Source organism: Pseudomonas fluorescens, from assembly GCF_902497785.1.
GTDB lineage: Bacteria > Pseudomonadota > Gammaproteobacteria > Pseudomonadales > Pseudomonadaceae > Aquipseudomonas > Aquipseudomonas fluorescens_BO.
Genome location: NZ_CABVHK010000025.1, coordinates 1 through 17,305, shown reverse-complemented (window position 1 = coordinate 17,305; position 17,305 = coordinate 1). Strand labels below are relative to the sequence as shown.

General features: G+C 60.0%; 15 protein-coding genes, 1 pseudogene and 1 riboswitch. Of the genes and pseudogenes, 5 read left to right on the top strand and 11 right to left on the bottom strand.

Annotated features, from left to right (window positions below):
* The first annotated feature begins 22 nt into the window (after positions 1 to 22).
* Positions 23 to 457 (top strand): YhcB family protein, encoded by a 435-nt coding sequence (locus F8N62_RS28555; protein WP_150713821.1) that lies wholly within the window; start codon positions 23 to 25, stop codon positions 455 to 457.
* Positions 458 to 630: 173 nt separating this feature from the next.
* On the opposite strand, the gene F8N62_RS28550 is transcribed toward F8N62_RS28555, so the two are convergent.
* From F8N62_RS28550 to F8N62_RS28520, 7 genes are all read right to left on the bottom strand, one after another.
* The gene (locus F8N62_RS28550) at positions 631 to 1,362 is read right to left on the bottom strand and encodes an OmpA family protein (protein WP_150713820.1); all 732 of its coding nucleotides are present in this window, start codon (positions 1,360 to 1,362) and stop codon (positions 631 to 633) included.
* Between the two features lie 101 nt (positions 1,363 to 1,463).
* Positions 1,464 to 2,105, bottom strand: coding sequence for an MBL fold metallo-hydrolase (locus tag F8N62_RS28545; protein ID WP_150713819.1), 642 nt, complete (start codon positions 2,103 to 2,105; stop codon positions 1,464 to 1,466).
* 85 nt (positions 2,106 to 2,190) lie between these two features.
* A complete protein-coding gene (locus F8N62_RS28540) occupies positions 2,191 to 4,929 on the bottom strand; it encodes a LuxR C-terminal-related transcriptional regulator (RefSeq protein WP_150713818.1) in 2,739 nt (912 codons plus the stop codon).
* Between the two features lie 280 nt (positions 4,930 to 5,209).
* On the bottom strand, positions 5,210 to 6,574 hold the full coding sequence (locus F8N62_RS28535) for a DUF1329 domain-containing protein (protein WP_150713817.1): 1,365 nt from the start codon (positions 6,572 to 6,574) through the stop codon (positions 5,210 to 5,212).
* Between the two features lie 28 nt (positions 6,575 to 6,602).
* Positions 6,603 to 8,549 carry a DUF1302 domain-containing protein gene (locus F8N62_RS28530; RefSeq protein WP_150713816.1) on the bottom strand — a complete coding sequence of 649 codons (1,947 nt, stop codon included), beginning with the start codon at positions 8,547 to 8,549 and terminating at the stop codon, positions 6,603 to 6,605.
* A 337-nt stretch (positions 8,550 to 8,886) separates the two neighbouring features.
* Entirely contained in the window at positions 8,887 to 10,569 is a 1,683-nt protein-coding gene (locus tag F8N62_RS28525; RefSeq protein WP_150713815.1) for a fatty acid--CoA ligase, read from the bottom strand.
* A 259-nt stretch (positions 10,570 to 10,828) separates the two neighbouring features.
* Positions 10,829 to 11,458, bottom strand: a complete 630-nt coding sequence (locus F8N62_RS28520; RefSeq protein WP_150713814.1) for a LysE family translocator — start codon at positions 11,456 to 11,458, stop codon at positions 10,829 to 10,831.
* Positions 11,459 to 11,702: 244 nt separating this feature from the next.
* On the opposite strand from F8N62_RS28520, the gene F8N62_RS28515 reads away from it, so the two are divergent.
* The 3 genes from F8N62_RS28515 to F8N62_RS28505 all read left to right on the top strand — a co-directional run bounded on the left by F8N62_RS28515 (position 11,703) and on the right by F8N62_RS28505 (position 14,549).
* The gene (locus F8N62_RS28515) at positions 11,703 to 12,668 is read left to right on the top strand and encodes a 2-hydroxyacid dehydrogenase (RefSeq protein WP_150713813.1); all 966 of its coding nucleotides are present in this window, start codon (positions 11,703 to 11,705) and stop codon (positions 12,666 to 12,668) included.
* A gap of 33 nt (positions 12,669 to 12,701) precedes the next feature.
* Entirely contained in the window at positions 12,702 to 13,700 is a 999-nt protein-coding gene (locus F8N62_RS28510; RefSeq protein ID WP_150713812.1) for a class I SAM-dependent methyltransferase, read from the top strand.
* A gap of 51 nt (positions 13,701 to 13,751) precedes the next feature.
* A riboswitch (yybP-ykoY riboswitch) is annotated at positions 13,752 to 13,888 on the top strand.
* Positions 13,889 to 13,964: 76 nt separating this feature from the next.
* Positions 13,965 to 14,549, top strand: coding sequence for a TMEM165/GDT1 family protein (locus tag F8N62_RS28505; protein ID WP_150713811.1), 585 nt, complete (start codon positions 13,965 to 13,967; stop codon positions 14,547 to 14,549).
* 122 nt (positions 14,550 to 14,671) lie between these two features.
* Here F8N62_RS28505 and F8N62_RS28500 read toward each other — a convergent pair whose 3' ends face one another.
* From F8N62_RS28500 to F8N62_RS28485, 4 genes are all read right to left on the bottom strand, one after another.
* Positions 14,672 to 15,490, bottom strand: a complete 819-nt coding sequence (locus F8N62_RS28500; protein WP_150713810.1) for a M48 family metallopeptidase — start codon at positions 15,488 to 15,490, stop codon at positions 14,672 to 14,674.
* A 265-nt stretch (positions 15,491 to 15,755) separates the two neighbouring features.
* Positions 15,756 to 16,379 carry an SOS response-associated peptidase gene (locus F8N62_RS28495; protein ID WP_150713809.1) on the bottom strand — a complete coding sequence of 208 codons (624 nt, stop codon included), beginning with the start codon at positions 16,377 to 16,379 and terminating at the stop codon, positions 15,756 to 15,758.
* A 35-nt stretch (positions 16,380 to 16,414) separates the two neighbouring features.
* On the bottom strand, positions 16,415 to 16,675 hold the full coding sequence (locus F8N62_RS28490) for a putative signal transducing protein (RefSeq protein WP_150713808.1): 261 nt from the start codon (positions 16,673 to 16,675) through the stop codon (positions 16,415 to 16,417).
* A gap of 9 nt (positions 16,676 to 16,684) precedes the next feature.
* Complete coding sequence (locus tag F8N62_RS28485; RefSeq protein ID WP_150713807.1) at positions 16,685 to 16,867, bottom strand: CPXCG motif-containing cysteine-rich protein; 183 nt, start codon at positions 16,865 to 16,867, stop codon at positions 16,685 to 16,687.
* Between the two features lie 142 nt (positions 16,868 to 17,009).
* Between F8N62_RS28485 and F8N62_RS28480 the strand changes: the two are divergent.
* A pseudogene (locus F8N62_RS28480) lies at positions 17,010 to 17,305 on the top strand (glycerol acyltransferase); the annotation flags it as partial.

The window sequence follows — 17,305 nt, the reverse complement described above, 5'->3', positions numbered from 1 at the left end:
GCCGTTTATAGAGGAAGGACTCGTGGAACACTCGCTCTTAGTTTGGTTGTTGCCGACTCTTGCCCTGGTTGTGGGTGTCGCCGTTGGTTTCCTGATCGCTCGCCTGGTGCCGAACGCCGCGCCGAGCAGCACACAACGTCAGCTGGATGACATTCAGGAACGTTTCGACAGTTATCAGAACGAGGTGGTCACCCACTTCAACAGCACTGCCACCCTGGTCAAGAAACTGACTCAGAGCTATCAGGAAGTGCAGGATCATCTCGCCGAGGGTGCCAATCGCCTGGCCCTGGACGAGCAGACCCGCCAACGCCTGCTGGCCTCGCTGCACGCCGACACGGCAGTGGCCCCACGGGAACGCCTGACGCCACCGCGCAATCAGGAGCCGCCTCGCGACTACGCCCCCAAAGCCCCGAATGCGCCGGGCATGCTCGACGAGCATTACGGCCTGAAGAAGTAAAAGCCCCCCGGTAGGAGCTGTCGAGTGCAACGAGGCTGCGATCTTTTGATCTTGCTTTCAAAAATCAAAAGATCGCAGCCTCGTTGCACTCGACAGCTCCTACGGGCATAAAAAAACCGCCCGATCTGTTGAGGATCGGGCGGTTTTTTTTTGCCTGGGGTTCAGTCAGGCAATTATGGGTACTGCTGCACCGTCCCTGGCTGCTGCTGACCACCATACTGCTGGCCCGGAATCGCCTTCAGGTTGACTTCGACCCGACGGTTCTGCGCCCGCCCATTGACGTCGCCGTTGCTGGCAACCGGGTTATCCGGACCGGCGCCACGGGCGCTCAGGTTGGTTCCGCTGACGCCTTGCGACGTCAGGTACGTTGCCACGCTCTGGGCGCGACGCTGGGACAGGTCCATGTTGTGCTGACGGCTGCCCGTGCTGTCGGTGTAGCCGACGATTTCGATCTGGTTCTGACTGAACTCCTTGAGCGAGCCGGCCAGATTATTCAACGGCTGATAGAAGCTGGAAGCGATATTCGCCGAATCGGTGGCGAACGTGATGTTGCCCGGCATGATCAACTTGATCTGATCACCCTGGCGTTGCACTTCAACGCCAGTATTGGCCATGCTGGCGCGCAGCTTTTTCTCTTGCTGGTCGGCGTAGTAGCCGTAACCGGCGGCGGAAGCCCCCACCACGGCGGCGCCAATCAGCGCACCCTTGCCACGGTTGTTGTGGTCGATGGCCGCACCGGCCAGTGCACCGGCCAAGGCACCCAGGCCACCGTACTTCGCGGTTTTGCTCATGCCCGTGGAGCCACCGTCGGCCTGGCCCTGATTGTCGTAAGGATTGGGCGAGGCGCAGCCAGACAGCAAGGCCACAGCCGTAGCGACAATAATCAAACGCTGCTTGGTGAACATGAAGAGCTCCTACTTTTGCATTCTGTGGTGCATCGGACTCAGGCATCGGCCCTTGCGGGCGTTGGATCACGTCCCGCGCCGAAAATTCCGTGGATTAAGCGTTATGCCCGCACAAAAGGGTTGTCGCGCATTTCATCGCCCAGACGTGTATCGGGGCCATGACCGGTGACCACGGTGGCATCCTCATCGAGGGTGTACAGCCGCTGCTTGATCGAACGCACGATGGTCGCCTGATCGCCACCCCACAAATCCGTGCGCCCTACCCCGCGACGGAACAGCGTGTCGCCAGCAATCAGCAGCTTAGCCTCTGAAAACCAAAAGCTCATGGAACCCGGCGTATGACCGGGCGTGTGCAATGCCACGCCACAGCCGCAGGCCAATTCTTCATCGTCGGCCAACCAGCGATCAGGGGATGGAACCGGGGTGTAAGGCACACCGAACATCTGGCATTGCATCTCCAGGTTATCCCAGAGGAACTGATCTTCTTTGTGCAGGTGCAGGGTCGCGCCGGTTTTCTCCTTCAACTGACCCGAAGCCAGGAAGTGATCGAGGTGCGCGTGGGTGTGGATGATGCTGACCACCTTCAAGCCAAGGGCGTCGAGCCGCGCCAGGATCAGTTCGTGATTGCCACCCGGATCGACCACGATGGCTTTTTTCGTCACCGGATCGCCGATGATCGTGCAGTTGCACTGCAACGGGCCGACGGGGAAGGTTTCGCGGATGAGGCTCGGTTGTTGGGTCATCGGATCAAGCTCGGTAAACGGGACACGCGATTTTCGCACACATTCATCTCCAGCTCTTGACCGCCAAATGTATCGACAAACGTCGTCAACCCAACACGCCCAACGCTTTCGCTCGCGCCACCGCCTGAGTGCGACGCTCGACCCCGAGCTTGCTGTTGATGTGGCTGGCGTGAGTTTTCACCGTGTGCAGGGAGATGAACAACTGGTCGCTGATTTCCTGGTTCGAACACCCCTGAGCGATGAGTTTGAGAACCGCCAGTTCACGGGAACTGAGTTGCTCGCACGCTGGTGATGGCTCTGAGGCGATGCGCGCAGCAACGGTGGGAAGTTGCTCTGCAAGGCTCTGCGAAACCGTGGCTTTCGCGTTGCTCTGAAGCTGATCGCGCAGCCAGTCGGGGTATTTGCTCAGCAAGCCTTCAAAGGGTTGCAGGACGCCACCACTGGCCGCCTCCAGCGACTGCGCGAAGGCTTGCCGGGCTTCAGGCTCACGGTTGTGCGCGAGCAACAATTCGGTTTTCTGCGCCAGGGCCATGACGCTGAGCATCTGTCGGCCTGTTTGCTGGCCATGCTCGAGCAACGCATTCAATCGGCCCTCAGCCAGCATCGGCTGCCCCTGTATGACGTCCAGCAATGCCTGCTGCAATTCGACGTGCAGCGGCAGTTGCGGATGGAATTCCGGTGGCGCCGCCGGTTGCTCGCCGTTATAGGTCTGGCCGAGTCGCGCCAGCCAGGCTTCCGCCAGATCGGTACGGCCCTGGGCCAGCCAGAGTTCGCATTTCACCAGCGTGATCATCGCCAGGTAGTAGATCGGCGGAACGTCCCAGATATGCATCAGCCGCTCAGCTTCGGCGAGTTCGGCAAACGCCTTGGCGAACTCGCCGCTGCTGCCTTCAAGTCTGGCGATTACACAATGACCGATCAATACGCTGATGTCGCGACAGGCGCGGGCTTCGGTCAAACCCGCTTGCAAGCGCAGCCGCGCAGCTTGAGGTTGCAGACGCAGGGCCAGTAGAAAACCCTCGTACAACGTCAGCCGGGCGCGCACGGCATACAGCCGTTGCGGCGACAGGCCTTGCAGACGTTGCAGCCCCTGACGGACTTCATCCAGCGCACGCAGGATTTCCCCTCGCGCCTGCAATACCCGCGCTCGATCATAATGCGCGAGCGCTTCGAACAACGGATTACCGACCCGTTGCGCCAACTCGAGGGAATCACGGTTCAAACCCCTGGCCCGCCACAAGTCGCCGTCGGCAATGGCCAGGTTGGACAAGGTCGAAAGGCACATCAGACGCTGGCCATAACGCTTGGCTGGAAGACTCTCCAGCGCCTCGGTGCAATACAGCAGCGTCAACGCGCGATTGCCGCGGCCACGGGCGATGATTCCGCTCAAGGCCAGCCACTGCGCCAGCATGGATTTCTGCGCGGTCGCCGATGGCGCCGGCAGGAACCGGCTCAGGTGGCCGGCCAATTCCTCGGCGGCGTCCAGCTGACAGGCCAGCCCCAACGCCCAGCTGTAGAGCACGATCAGCCGTGGCGTGCTGACCAACAGGCTGTCGGGCAAATCCATTTTCCAGCGCAACAACATGCCGACGTTCTGCTCGGCCAGCAATTGCTCTTCGGAAAGGTTTTGTACCAGGTTCGCGGCGACATCCAGGTGCCCGGCACGCAACGCCTGCTCCACCGCTTCATCGAGCAGACCCTGGGCATTGAACCAGCGACAGGCGCGCAAGTGCAGGCTGGCCGCCGGCACCATTGCCTGATTGGCGGGCCGCGTGCGCAGCAGGTCGGAAAACAGATGATGGTAGCGATACCAGTGGCCATGTTCGTCCAGCGGCACCAGGAACACTTGATGCGCGAGTAGAAATCGCAGGATCTCGGCACTGTCATGCGCTTCGCGAACGGCATCGCACAGCTCGCTGCAAAAGCGATCCTGAGGCGCCGTGTCGTACAGAAAGGATTGCACTTCGGCAGGCAGGCAATCGATGACTTCTTCAAGCAGGTAATCGCGAATCAGCCCTTCCCCACCGTGCAAGGATTGGGGCAACGCACCTTCAGAACCCGCTTCGGACGCCGCGAGCAACCAGAAACGCAGGCCAGCGACCCAGCCTTCACTGTGCTGGATCAGGTTCTCCAGCGCTTCGCCGCGCAACGAGGTGCTGTGTCGATCGAGCAGGGACAAGGCTTCATCATGGGTCAGGCGCAAGTCCTGCTCATGCAACTCGAGCAGTTGCCGCGACAACCGCAGCCGCGCCAGATGCCAGTCCGGACGCTGGCGACTGGTGACCATCACCAGCAAGCCGTCCGGTAGATGATTGAGGAAAAATTGCAGACAACGATCGAGCACCGGACCCTGGGCCAGATGGTAGTCATCAAGCACCAGAAGCAGTGGCGCCGTCGGCAACAGGTGCACGGCCAACTCATCGAGCAAACCGTCCAGCCATTCCTCGAACGCAAACGGCTGATGCCGCTGACGCATCTTCAGCAGCCCCAGGGATTGCCTCCCCAGTTTGGGGAAAAAATCCTGAAGGCCTTCGAGCAGTCGCTCAAGAAAACGGCCTGGATCATTGTCTCGCGGGCTCAACCCCAGCCAGAGACTTTGCCAGTGAGCGGGCAATCCCTGACAGAACTCTACCGCCAATGAACTCTTGCCAAACCCTGCCGGCGCGCTGACCAGCAATAGCCTGCCACCGAGGCCAGCACTCAGGCGCTCACATAAACGGGGCCTCAGCACATGACCGTCGGGTAACGGCGGCCGAAAAAAACGCCCGTCCAGTGTGGCGACGGCAGCGCTTGCGGGGCCTGGGATTGGGGACAGATCAGTCATGGCCGGCTCTTGTTTGAATTGCTGTTGGCGGCGTTGCAGATGTCCGCAGACTAGCGGTAAACGAAGAGGTATTGAAGGTAGTTGCTACAAATGGCTACAAAAAGACTGCACGACACTGGATCGCAGCCTCGTTTCACTCGGCAGCTCCTACGGGTGAGCGCTCTGTTTGCGACGTAGGAGCTGTCGAGTGAAACGAGGCTGCGATCTTTTCTCCAACGCAAAAAAACGCCCTGAACCAGTCAGGGCGTTTTTCGAGGATGCGGCCTCTGTTCAGTACGGGTTAACGAACCCCGTCCTGACGCAATGCCGCTGGAGTGAAGTCACTGGTGGTCGCGGTGAAGCCGAAGTCATACGCCGATTTCTCTTCGTTCTTCATACCCAGCGCCAGGTAACGGCCCGATTGCAGGTCGTACAGGGTTTCCAGGGTGTACCACGGCACTTGCACGTTGTAGTAGTTCTGGGAGTGCGCTTCCGCTACACGCCACAGTTGATTACGACCATCGTAGTGATCGATCACCGCGGCCTGCCAGGTGTCTTCGTCGATGTAGAAGTCACGTTTGGCGTAGATGTGGCGCTGACCTTCCTTCAAGGTTGCCACCACATGCCAGACCCGGCGCAGCTCGTAGCGAGTCAGGTCCTGGTTGATGTGGCCGGCCTTGATGATGTCGGCGTACTTCAGTTGCGGCGAGTCGAGCTTGTAGCTGTCGGAGGCGATGTACATCTCCTTCTTGCCTTCCAGTTTCCAGTCGTAGCGATCCGGTGCCCCGTTGTACATGTCCAGGTTGTCGGAGGTGCGCAGGCCATCAGCCGCGGTACCCGGCCCGTCATAGGACACTTGCGGAGCACGACGCACACGGCGCTGGCCGGCGTTATAGACCCACGCCGAACGCGGTTCCTTAACCTGGTCGAGGGTTTCGTGCACCAGCAGCACACCACCGGCCAGACGTGACGGCGCAGTCACTTTTTGCTTGAAGTAGAACAGGATGTTGCCCGGGTTCGCCGGATCGTAATCCTTCATCTTGTCGCGGAACACGAACTGGTCCTGGAAGTACACCAGGCTGTACGAGCCGTTCGGCTGCGGGGTGGCCTGGGTTACCAGACGCGTCACGCTGCCACCGCGGTAGCGGGTGATGTGGTTCCAGATGACTTCGACGCCGGTTTTCGGAATCGGGAAGGGAACGGCGGTTTCAAAGTTTGAAAGGCCGTTGCCGCCAGACACCAGACTGGTTGCAGTGGCGTTTTTCTTGATGGCGGCGAACACGTCATCCGGCACAGTAGCGCCGCGATGGGACGGGTAGACCGGCATCTTGAACGTTTCCGGGTAGCGTTTGAACATCGCGTACTGGCCCGGCGCAAGCTTGTCCTTGTACTGATCGACGTTCTGCGCAGTGATGGTGAACAGCGGTTTTTCACTGGCGTACGGGTCGGACAGGAAACCTTTGCCGTCGACGGCACCGGCGTTTTTCGGCAGCGGCTTCCAGGCTGGAATCGAACCGTCGGCATTGCCGGCCATCTCGGCGCCCATCGGCGTCAGGCTCTTGCCCAGCTTGTCCGCTTCGGCAGCAGGGACCGCAGCCATCACGCTGGTCGCCAGCAACGTCAGCCCCAGAACTCCGGCTTGGAACAGACTCTTTGTTGTTTTCATAGGTGTGTTCGTCCTGAAAAAGCAGTGCTTAGAAGTTCACGCCGAAGCTGAGCGCAACGAAATCGCGGTCATCCACAGTGGTGTACTTGCCGTCAAAGAAGTTGGTGTAGGCCAGGGACGCTGTGTAGGTGTTCTGGTATTCGGCGTCGACACCCAGGCTGACCGCTTTGCGACCTTCCTCGAAGTTGCCGCCAGGGCCAGGCGAGTAGCCTTCCACGTCATGGGACCAGACGACGTTCGGCTTGAGGTTCACACCGGCGAACACGTCGTTGTATTCCCAGATGGCGCGACCGCGGTAGCCCCAGGAATTGGCCGTGGTGAAGCCATCGTTTTCGCAGTAGCGACTGACGTTGTTTTGTGGACCACCGGCCAGGGTGCCGGAGTTCAATGTCTGGCACTGACCACCTGGCAATGGGCCCGGGCCGTAGCTCGGGTCACGGCCGTAACGCGCTTTCGACGTGCTTTCCAGGCCGCCGACGTGAGTGAAACCGACCTCGCCAACCAGCGTCAGTCGCTCGGCGCCCATCACTTGGTCGAAGAAGTGAGTGAGGGTCGTCTGCAGCTGGGTCACTTCCTTGCGGCGATAACCATGCTGATCTTCGCCCGGACGGCCCTGCAATACGGACACGTTAGGGTTCAGGGGGGTCAGGCCGGAATAAAGGATGTCGGTGGTGTTGAGCTGGACCGGCGCGTTCGGACGGTAGCTGACTTCACCACTCCACGCGGTACCGGTAGGCAACGTGGTGGAGAAGCTCAGGCCGTACAGGCGAATGTCTTCCGGGTACTCGACGAAGTAGCTGGAGTTACCCACCACCTGGAACGGCAGCAACTGTGCAGCCAGACCCGTCTGGCCGCCCACAATGGCTCCCGGAATGCCGGCACCCACCAGTGCGCCACCCAGAGCTTGCCCGCTATATGCACTGGCCGGAGCGCCTTTGCCACTGAAGATCGGCGCGCGGCTGTGGTAGTTCATGAAATAACCACCGAACTCGGTGTCCAGCGGTTCGAACATGTACTTGAACGACACGCCGAACTGGCCGCTGTCGCGTGCATCGCGATCCGGACCGCGACGCACGATGGCGCCTTCATCCGGGCTGCCCCAGGTCACGCCGCGGGCGGCCAGGGTGTTGAGGGCGGCGTTGCGCAGCGCAGGCGGCAACCCGGCGGCGGCCAGCGAGCCGTTAAGCCCGTTACGGGTGCGCAACACGGCCAGGTTTTGGTCGCAGCCATCGGAGATCACGTCCGGTTGCGAGAAGAACGTGCCGCAGTTGTCGGTCACGGTCTGGTCCCATTCCAGCTGATAGAACGCTTCCGTCGAAAGGTTCTCGGTCAGGCTCTGGGACACGTAGAACATGTTGACCGGGATCAGGCCTTCCTTGATCTCGGCACCTGGACGGCGAAACGCGGAAACGTCGATCGGGTTGATCGAGTTGATACCGCCGCCGATGAACGTACTTTCGCCCCAGCTGACCACTTGCTTGCCCAGACGCACGGAACCCGGCTGATCGGCAACGGAGTAGTTGTGGTAGACGAAGGCATCGAGAATTTGCCCGCCGGAGGACTTGGCGCCTTCCTTGCGGTTGTTGTCGCTGATGTCCTTGAAGGGACGGTCTTCGTCCTTGAGTTCGAAGTCATACCAGTATTTGCCCCGGACGAAGACGCCGGTGTCGCCGTACTTCAATTCAAGGTCATGGATGCCTTTGAAGATCTTCGAGAAGGTTTCCCCGCTCTTGAAGTTCAAGTGGCCGTCATCGGAGGTCTGGGACAGGCCGCGACCACCATTGTTGACGCCGATGAGGTTCTTGTTGGCGCTCTCGGTAGACCAACTGGCACCGATCGACAGGGACGAGTCGAACTGACCTTCGATTTCGCCCACGTTGAAACTGACGCCGAATGCGGGCCCGGCGAGCGTAGAGGCAAGACTGACCGCCAGGGGCAGTTTCGCCCGGCGCCAGAACTGGTTTACTGATGTCATCGACGCTACTCCATGTGCATTATTGTTATGGCAGTGAGTACTTTTAAAAACGCAGTGGTTGACCGGGAGCCAGGGCATCCCGAAGTCATTCCAAAGTTGCATCGCCCCGTTTTGTGCGTGTGCCCCGTTCTTAAAAATCCTTGAGCGGACTATAGCCAGCAGGTAGTACCGCTTGATCCCTCTAAAGTGTGATTTGCAGCTGCCAGCCACTCTGGAACAGTCCTTTCGCCAGGCCGACACCTGTCGGCACGGGAAGGATGGCCTAAAATTCGGATTTCACAAGCCAAGCGCTTGCTTGGTGGGCCTGGCGTGCCTTTTCAGGCACGCCAGAAGACGCTTAAAGCGTCGAAAGGAAGGTGCTGTTGTTGGCTTGCCATTCAGTGATGTCGAGGCGGATGCGCTTCTTGTCGAGCTTGCCGACACTGGTCTTGGGAATTTCAGTAACAAGGGCGATCTGGCTCGGGATGGCCCACTTGCTCAGGTGTCCCAATTCCACAAACGGCTTGAGGTGTTCCTTGAGTTCCTTCGCCCCGATTACATGGCCTTCACGGATTACGAGCAAGGCAAACGGGCGCTCGCCCCACTGCGGATCGGCAATGCCTACCACTGCTACTTCGCGTACCGCTGTGTGGCGGCTGATCAAATCTTCGAGGTCCAGGGAGGAAATCCACTCGCCGCCGGTTTTGATCACGTCCTTGATGCGGTCGCGAATGTCGATCACGCCCATGCTGTCCAGGGTCGCCACGTCACCGGTGTGCAGCCAGCCGCCGGCCCAGAGCTCGGCGCCCTTCTGCGGCTCGTTGAAATAGCCTTCGGTGAGCCACGGCGCACGCAACACCAGCTCTCCCTGCGTCTCGCCATCGGCGGGCAGGAAGTTGCCGTCGGTGTCGACAATCGCCGCCTCGACCAAGGGCCCCGGCACGCCGGCCTTGATCCGGTAAGTGGTGCGTTCGTCTTCGGTACCGGCCATCAACTCATCGTTGAGGTGTGCGCACGAGACCAGCGGCCCGGTTTCCGACATGCCGTAGGCGGCCGTCAGTTGAATGCCCTTGGTCTTGGCGGCTTCGTACAGTGTGCGATTCAGCGCACTGCCGCCGATGACGATTTTCCAGCCACCGAAGTCGGTGCCTTGCGCAGCCTTGGCGTTGAGGACCATTTGCAGGATGGTCGGTACGCAATGCGAAAAGGTGACCTTTTCCTTGCGCCACAACTCCACCAGATACTCCGGATCGTAGCGCCCGGGATAAACCTGTTTGAGGCCGAGCATGGTTGCCACATACGGCAAGCCCCAGGCGTGCACATGGAACATCGGTGTGATCGGCATGTACACGTCATTGGTGCCCAGCAACCGCACACTGTCGATGGCGCCCATGATGGTCGACACGCCCATGGTGTGCAGCACCAGTTGCCGGTGGGTGAAATACACACCTTTGGGATTACCGGTGGTACCGGTGGTGTAGAACGTGGTCGCGACCGAGTTTTCGTCGAAGTCCTGGAATTCGTACTGCGTGCTCGCAGCCGCCAGTAATTGCTCGTATTCGCCGACGAGGTTCGGCAAGTCGGCGGTCTTTTCCGGCAGGTCGGTCAGCAGCAGGGTTTTCTCGACCGTCGTCAGGTGCCCGGCAATCGCGTTGTACAGCCCCACGAACTCGCTGTTGACCAGCACGAAGCGGTCCTCGGCGTGGTTCATGGTGTAGAGAATCTGCTCCGGCGACAGGCGCACATTAATCGTGTGGATGACCGCACCGATCATCGGGATCGCGAACATGCATTCCAGGTAACGATGGCTGTCCCAGTCCATCACCGCCACGGTATCGCCAGCCTTGACGCCGGCCGCCGTCAGCACATTGGCCAATCGCGCGACCCGTTCAATCAGGGTCGGATAGCTGTAGCGCAATTGGTCCCGGTAAACGATCTCGCGGGTTTTCTCATAGCGCGCGCCGGACATCAGCAGCCGTTTGATCAGCAGCGGGTACTGGTAAGCGCCTTCGGCTGGGGGGATAACGCGAGTCTGCAACATAAGAATCCCTTTTCTGACTGCACGGTCGTGACTGAAAGTCAGCACTCTAGTGCCCTTCCATGACAACCAAATCAGCCGAAGGAATGATTTGCAACATTCAACAAATGCTAGCGTTGCGCCAGCATCTCACCTGTCTCCCGACCCCGTAGGAGCTGCCGCAGGCTGCGATCTTTTGATCTTCGCCGCCTCTGAAATCACGAAAGATCAAAAGATCAAAAGATCGCAGCCTTCGGCAGCTCCTACGCATTGGGGGGTTTGATCAATGCATCTCGGTGAACGCGAGTTTTACGCCGATGGCAATCAGCACGACGCCCATGGTCCGGTCGAACCAGTGGCCCATGCGGGCGAAACCGGCGCGCACGCGTTGCTGACTGAACAGCATCGCCACCAGGCAAAACCAGAACGCCGTCGCTGCCGCGAGGTAAACCCCATAGCCGGCCTGAACCGCCAACGGCGTATGCGGATTGATCACCACGGTGAACAACGACAGGAAGAACAACGTGGCTTTGGGGTTCAGGCCGTTGGTCACGAAACCCGAAGTGAAAGCCCCGCGAGCCGTGCGCTCACCGGGTTCCTTGTGCAGATCGTCAGCCAGGGGTTTGGCCGGTTGCGCCCGCAGGGCCTTGAAGCCGATGTACAGCAAGTAAGCGGCGGCGGCCCATTTCAACGCATTGAACAGCACGATCGACTGCGACACGATCAGGCCAATGCCAAGCAGTGAATAACCGACGTGCAGGAAAATCGCCGTGCCCACACCCAGCGCTGTCCAGGTGCCGGCGCGACGACCGTGGGTCACGCTCTCACGCACCACCACGGCAAAGTCCGGGCCGGGGCTGGCGACGGCCAGCAGGTGAATCAGGGCAACGGTCAAGAACTCTGTCCAGTACATCGGGGGGGCTCCTTTGGGGGTGCTCGGTTGAAATGAATTCATCAGGTTCACTGAAAACCTGGTGGGAGCGAGCCTGCTCGCGAAAAAGGTGTGTCAGCCGGATTGTTTTTTCCTCACACACCGCATTCGCGAGCAGGCTCGCTCCCACAGGTTCGTTGTTGATTCGGTATCAAGTAACCATTTGTTTCTATCTGGTAGGCTCGGCAGATTACGCCTTCAGTTCAATGCACAAAAGGTACAGTTGATGACGAACTCTCGCCGCGCCGTTTTTCTCGACCATCCATCGCTGGACCTTGGCGATCTCGACCTCAGTCCATTGCGTGATTGCTTCGACGATCTGCAACTGTTCGCGCAGACCACGCCCGATCAGGTGATCGAACGCCTCAAGGGCGCCACCGTCGCCATCAGCAACAAGATCCTGATCGATGCCGCTGCCATCGCCGCCAGCCCTGATCTGAAGCTGATCCTGATCACCGCCACCGGCACCAACAACGTCGACCTCGCTGCAGCCCGGGCCCACGGCGTGACCGTGTGCAATTGCCAGGGTTACGGCACGCCGTCGGTGGCGCAGCACACGATCATGTTGCTGCTCAACCTCGCGACTCGCCTCGCCGACTATCAAAAAGCGGTTGGCGAAGGTCGCTGGCAACAGGCAAAACAATTCTGCCTGCTGGATTACCCGATCACCGAACTGCAAGGCAAAACCCTCGGCCTGCTCGGGCACGGCGAACTGGGCGGCGCGGTGGCGCGCCTCGCCGAAGCGTTCGGCATGCACGTGCTGCTCGGGCAGATTCCGGGGCGCCCTGCCCGCCCGGACCGCCTGCCGCTGGCTGAACTGCTGCCGCAAATCGATGCGCTGACGCTGCACTGCCCGCTCAACGAACACACCCGCCACTTCATCGGCGCCGGCGAACTGGCCTCGATGAAGCCGGGTGCGTTCGTGGTCAACACCGCACGTGGTGGCTTGATCGACGAACAGGCGCTGGCCGACGCCTTGCGCAGTGGTCACCTGGGCGGCGCGGCCACTGACGTGCTGAGCGTCGAACCACCGACCGCCGGCAACCCCTTGCTCGCTGCTGACATTCCACGGCTGATCGTCACGCCGCACAACGCCTGGGGCAGTCGCGAGGCGCGGCAGCGGATCGTTGGCCAATTGACCGAAAACGCGCGGGGATATTTCAGCGGTAAGGCGCTGCGGGTCGTCAGTTGATAAACTGCGGCACTTTTTTCACAGGAGCAGAGTATGGATCCGCGCAGTGAAGTACTGCTTCGTCAGGCCGAGTTATTCCAGGGTTCGGTGTTGCTGGCCGGCTTGCCCGCCGATGATTTGCTCGGTCGCCTGCCCGATGCCCACGGCTGGTGCTGGCATGCCGGCGACCAGGCTGCGCTCGATGCGCGTTTCACCGAACGTAGCCATTTCGGTGTGACAGCGCCCGAGCGTGGGTTCGATACGGCGGTGGTATTTCTGCCCAAGTCCAAGGACCTGACCGACTACATCCTCAACGCCCTCGCTTCACGCCTGGCCGGGCGCGAGCTGTATCTGGTCGGCGAAAAACGCAGCGGTATCGAAGGCGCGGCCAAGCAATTGAACCCGTTCGGCAAACCGCGCAAGCTCGACAGCGCGCGGCATTGCCAACTCTGGCAAGTGACCGTGGCCGATGCGCCGCAAGCCAAATCCCTGGAAAGCCTGGCCCAGACCTATGAACTGCCGCTGGCCGAAGGGCCGCTGAAAGTCATCAGCCTGCCGGGCGTGTTCAGCCATGGCCGGCTGGATCGCGGCAGTGCGTTGTTACTGGAACACCTGGACAAATTGCCGAGCGGTCATTTGCTCGATTTTGGATGCGGTGCGGGTGTGTTGGGGGCGGCGGTCAAGCGTCGTTATCCACACAATCAGGTGACGTTGCTCGACGTCGATGCCTTTGCCGCTGCCAGCAGTCGTTTGACGCTGGCCGCCAACGGCCTGGAGGCTGAGGTGATCACCGGTGACGGAATCGACGCGGCACCGATGGGTCTGAGTGCGATTTTGAGCAACCCGCCGTTCCATGTCGGCGTGCACACCGATTACTTCGCCACGGAAAACCTGCTGCGAAAAGCGGCCAAACATCTGAAAAACGGCGGCGAACTGCGCCTGGTCGCCAATAGCTTCCTGAAGTACCAACCGTTGATCGAAGAACACCTCGGCGTGTGCGCGATCAAGGCTGAAGGACAGGGTTTCAGAATCTATCGAGCCAAACGCGGCTGAAACTTCTTTTAAAAAAGAGGCTTGCCCAATCGGTTTTGCCTAGGCAGAATCCGCACCGTCCTAGGGGAGTAGTCTCCCACGAGCGCCATGCTCGTCCGGCATACGTCAACATACTTGGTCCTCAGACCATGGCGTATGCGACCCCAGCGTCCGCATCAGACGGATCGCAGGGTTTGACAAGACCTATGACACGAACACCTTACCCGGGGCGGGAAGGCTGTACGTGTCATAGCCGTGTCGACCCGCCCCTTAGGAAAACCCCTGATGCTGGATTCACTGCTCGTTCCCACCGCAATCGTTGCCTTGGCCGAAATCGGCGACAAGACGCAACTGCTCGCGCTCATTCTGGCTGCCCGCTTTCGCAAACCCTGGCCGATCATCGCCGGCATCGTTGCCGCGACGCTGGCCAACCACGCGGCAGCCGGTGCGGTAGGTGCCTGGGTCGGCGGTTTCTTCTCGGATGCGCTGTTGCACTGGATCCTCGCAGCGAGCTTCGCCGCCACGGCGTTGTGGACCCTGGTGCCGGACAAGATGGATGATGACGAAGCCAGTACCGCCCGCAAGTACGGACCGTTCCTGACCACGTTGATCGCGTTCTTCCTCGCGGAAATGGGCGACAAGACCCAAGTCGCCACTGTCATGCTGGCGGCGCAATACCCGGAGTTGTGGCTGGTGATCATCGGCACCACCGTGGGCATGTTGATTGCCAACGTGCCGGTGGTTTTGGCGGGAAATTTTGCGGCGGATAAATTGCCATTGACGTTGATCCGTCGCCTCGCGGCGTCGGCGTTCCTGATCCTGGCGATTGTCGCGGTGTACAAGGCGATGCAGAGCAGTGGATGGGTTTAAAGCGGTAAGTCCGTAGACCGCGTTATCGTTCTTCGCGAGCAGGCTCGCTCCCACAGTTGATCGCATTCCAATGTGGGAGCGAGCCTGCTCGCGAAGGCGACAGCAGCCTCGCCGCACGACTATCAGGATTTCGGCGCTTTCTCGTACAACGGCATTACCTTCGGAATCGCCGCCTGCAACGAAGCAATCCGGCTGGCCGACGCCGGGTGAGTGCTCATGAATTCCGGCGGTGAACCTTCCGAGGCCTTGCTCATCTTGTTCCACAAAGTGATCGCGGCGTTCGGGTTGTAACCGGCGCGTGCCGCCAGTTCCAGGCCGATCAAGTCTGCCTCGTTTTCGTTGGAACGGCTGTTCGGCAACGTCATGCCGTAGTTGGCCACGGTGTCCGCCAGCGCCAGGCTGTCCTGCCCCAGACCGAACAACGCACCCGCGCCCTGCTTGGCCATTTCGATACCGTACGCCTTGGACATCGCTTCACGACCGTGCTCGCGCAGGGCATGGGCGATTTCGTGGCCAAGGATCGCCGCGATCTCATCGTCGGTCAGCTTGAGGCTGTCGATCAGGCCGGTGTAGAAAATGATTTTGCCGCCGGGGCCGCAGTTGGCGTTCAACTCGTCACTCTTGATCAGGTTGACTTCCCACTTCCACTGCGCGGAGTCCGGACGGAAGATCGGGGCCTGGGCAATCAATCGGTTCGAGATGGCCTGAACGCGCTTGGCATCGTTACTGGTCTTGTCCAGCACGCCTTTGCTGGTCGCCTCACCCACAGTCTTTTGATAAGACTGGGCGTACATCTGATTGACCTCGTCCGTGGACAACATGCTGAACATGTACTGTTTGCGCTCGACACCGACGGCGCCGCCGCTGGTGGTGTTGACCGACTGACAACCGGCGAGCAGCAGACCCGCGCTCAGAGCACACAAAACCAATCGCTTGTTCATCAAAAAACTCCCTGAAAACCTGTCGGGTATCCTAGGCGCGGAATGGTATCGGCGCCAGATACAACTGATATTCAGACGTTCATTTCAGAGAAAGCTCCCGTGTGTGCAGGAAAATTATTTGCAGGGCAATTCTGTTTTGTCTGGGGGTGGAAGTTGCCTGTACTGGCCACTTCGCGAGCAGGCTCGCTCCCACATTGAATCTGTGGCGCTCACTGATCCCTGTGGGAGCGAGCCTGCTCGCGAAGTGGCCAGCCGAGACAACAGATCAACCCGGGGTCAGACACTCCGGCGCATTTAACTTCGGATCATTCACCAGATTCGCCAATACCCGTTCGCGCAATGCTGCGGGTTCACTGGCGAGCAACCCCTGCAGCACATGCAACGGCGTCTCGGGATCCAGCCATGCTTCCTGGCCCGCCGCATCGAGAATCAACGGTCGGCGCTGACTGGCCGCCGGTTGGGTGATCACTGCCGTACTCAGCCACACCTGCTCCTGCACCGGATAGGCTTCCCAGATCGCCGCAAAGAACAACGCCGAGCCCTCCCCCGGTGTCAGCCAGTACGGGCGTTTGCGGGTGGTGCCGCGCCACTCGTAAAAACCATTGGCCGGCAGCAGACAGCGGCGCTCGCGCAGGGCCTGACGGAACATCGGTTGTTCCGCCACGGTTTCGGCTCGGGCATGGGCCGGGGTGCGGGACAAGTCGGTCAGCCACGGCGGCGTCAGGCCCCAGCGCGCGCGGGCCAGTTCACGCTGGCCAGTGGCGCCTGCGCGCAGCATCAGCACCGAATCATTGGGAGAAATATTCCACTGGGCCTGCTGATCGGCAGGGAAGCCGGGCAGAGCCGCGAAGGCGGGGTTCCAGCGAAACAGGGCATAACGTCCACACATGGGGCAACACGACTCTTGATAAAACGACCACCAGCCTAACAGACCAGCGTGCCGGGAAAGCTTTCCGGCTCATCGCCAGGCATTGGCAACGCGGCATTGTACGCGTCGATCAACTCCCGGGCGTAGTCGGCCTGGCCGTTGTCGACCGATAACCCCAGCAGGCCGAATACCGGCAATTCCCCGCTGCCCCCGAGCAAATCACGCCCCACCAGATGGGCCTCGACGCCCTCGCTCGCCAGCATACTTTGCAGCAGCTCGCCTTCCATCAGGTTTTCCGGCTCATAGATTCGCTGCATAGACGCCCCTCACTCGTTTTCGCTAAAAACTTCGAGATGCCATTCATTTCCGTCAACCTGCAACACAAACGTGATGGGCCTGCAACACACCTGACAATCCTCAATGTAGGTCTGATCACCCCCTGACAGATCCACAGACGTCTCAACCTCTTCACCACAATACGGACATTCATAGTGCGCAGTTTCCAGCATCACGGTCTCCCGGGTGACTTGTGCGTATAATCGCCGGTCTATTTGCAGGGCTATTTTTGTCTGGCTGACTTTTCAGACCGTGCCCCAGTGGTTTTCGATCAAAACCTTTACTTACCCTAGCCGTTTCTAACAAGAGAGCATGATGGGCGAATTCGATGCCATCCGACCTTACGACGATAGCGAAGTCCCAGCAGTGCTGGCACGGTTGCTCGGCGACAAGGCGTTTCTAGATATCCTCACCCACTTCCGCTTCCCGCGTTTCGCCGGAGCTTTCGGCTGGATGCTCAAACCTCTTATAGCTCATCGGTTGCGCCGTGAGTTCGCCGGCATCAATTCGGTGGCCACGCTGCAAGACAAAGTCGAGTATTACGTCGACCACACCATCGAACGTGCCACGGACGGGGTGACGTACACCGGCGTCGAGCAGTTCAAGTCCGG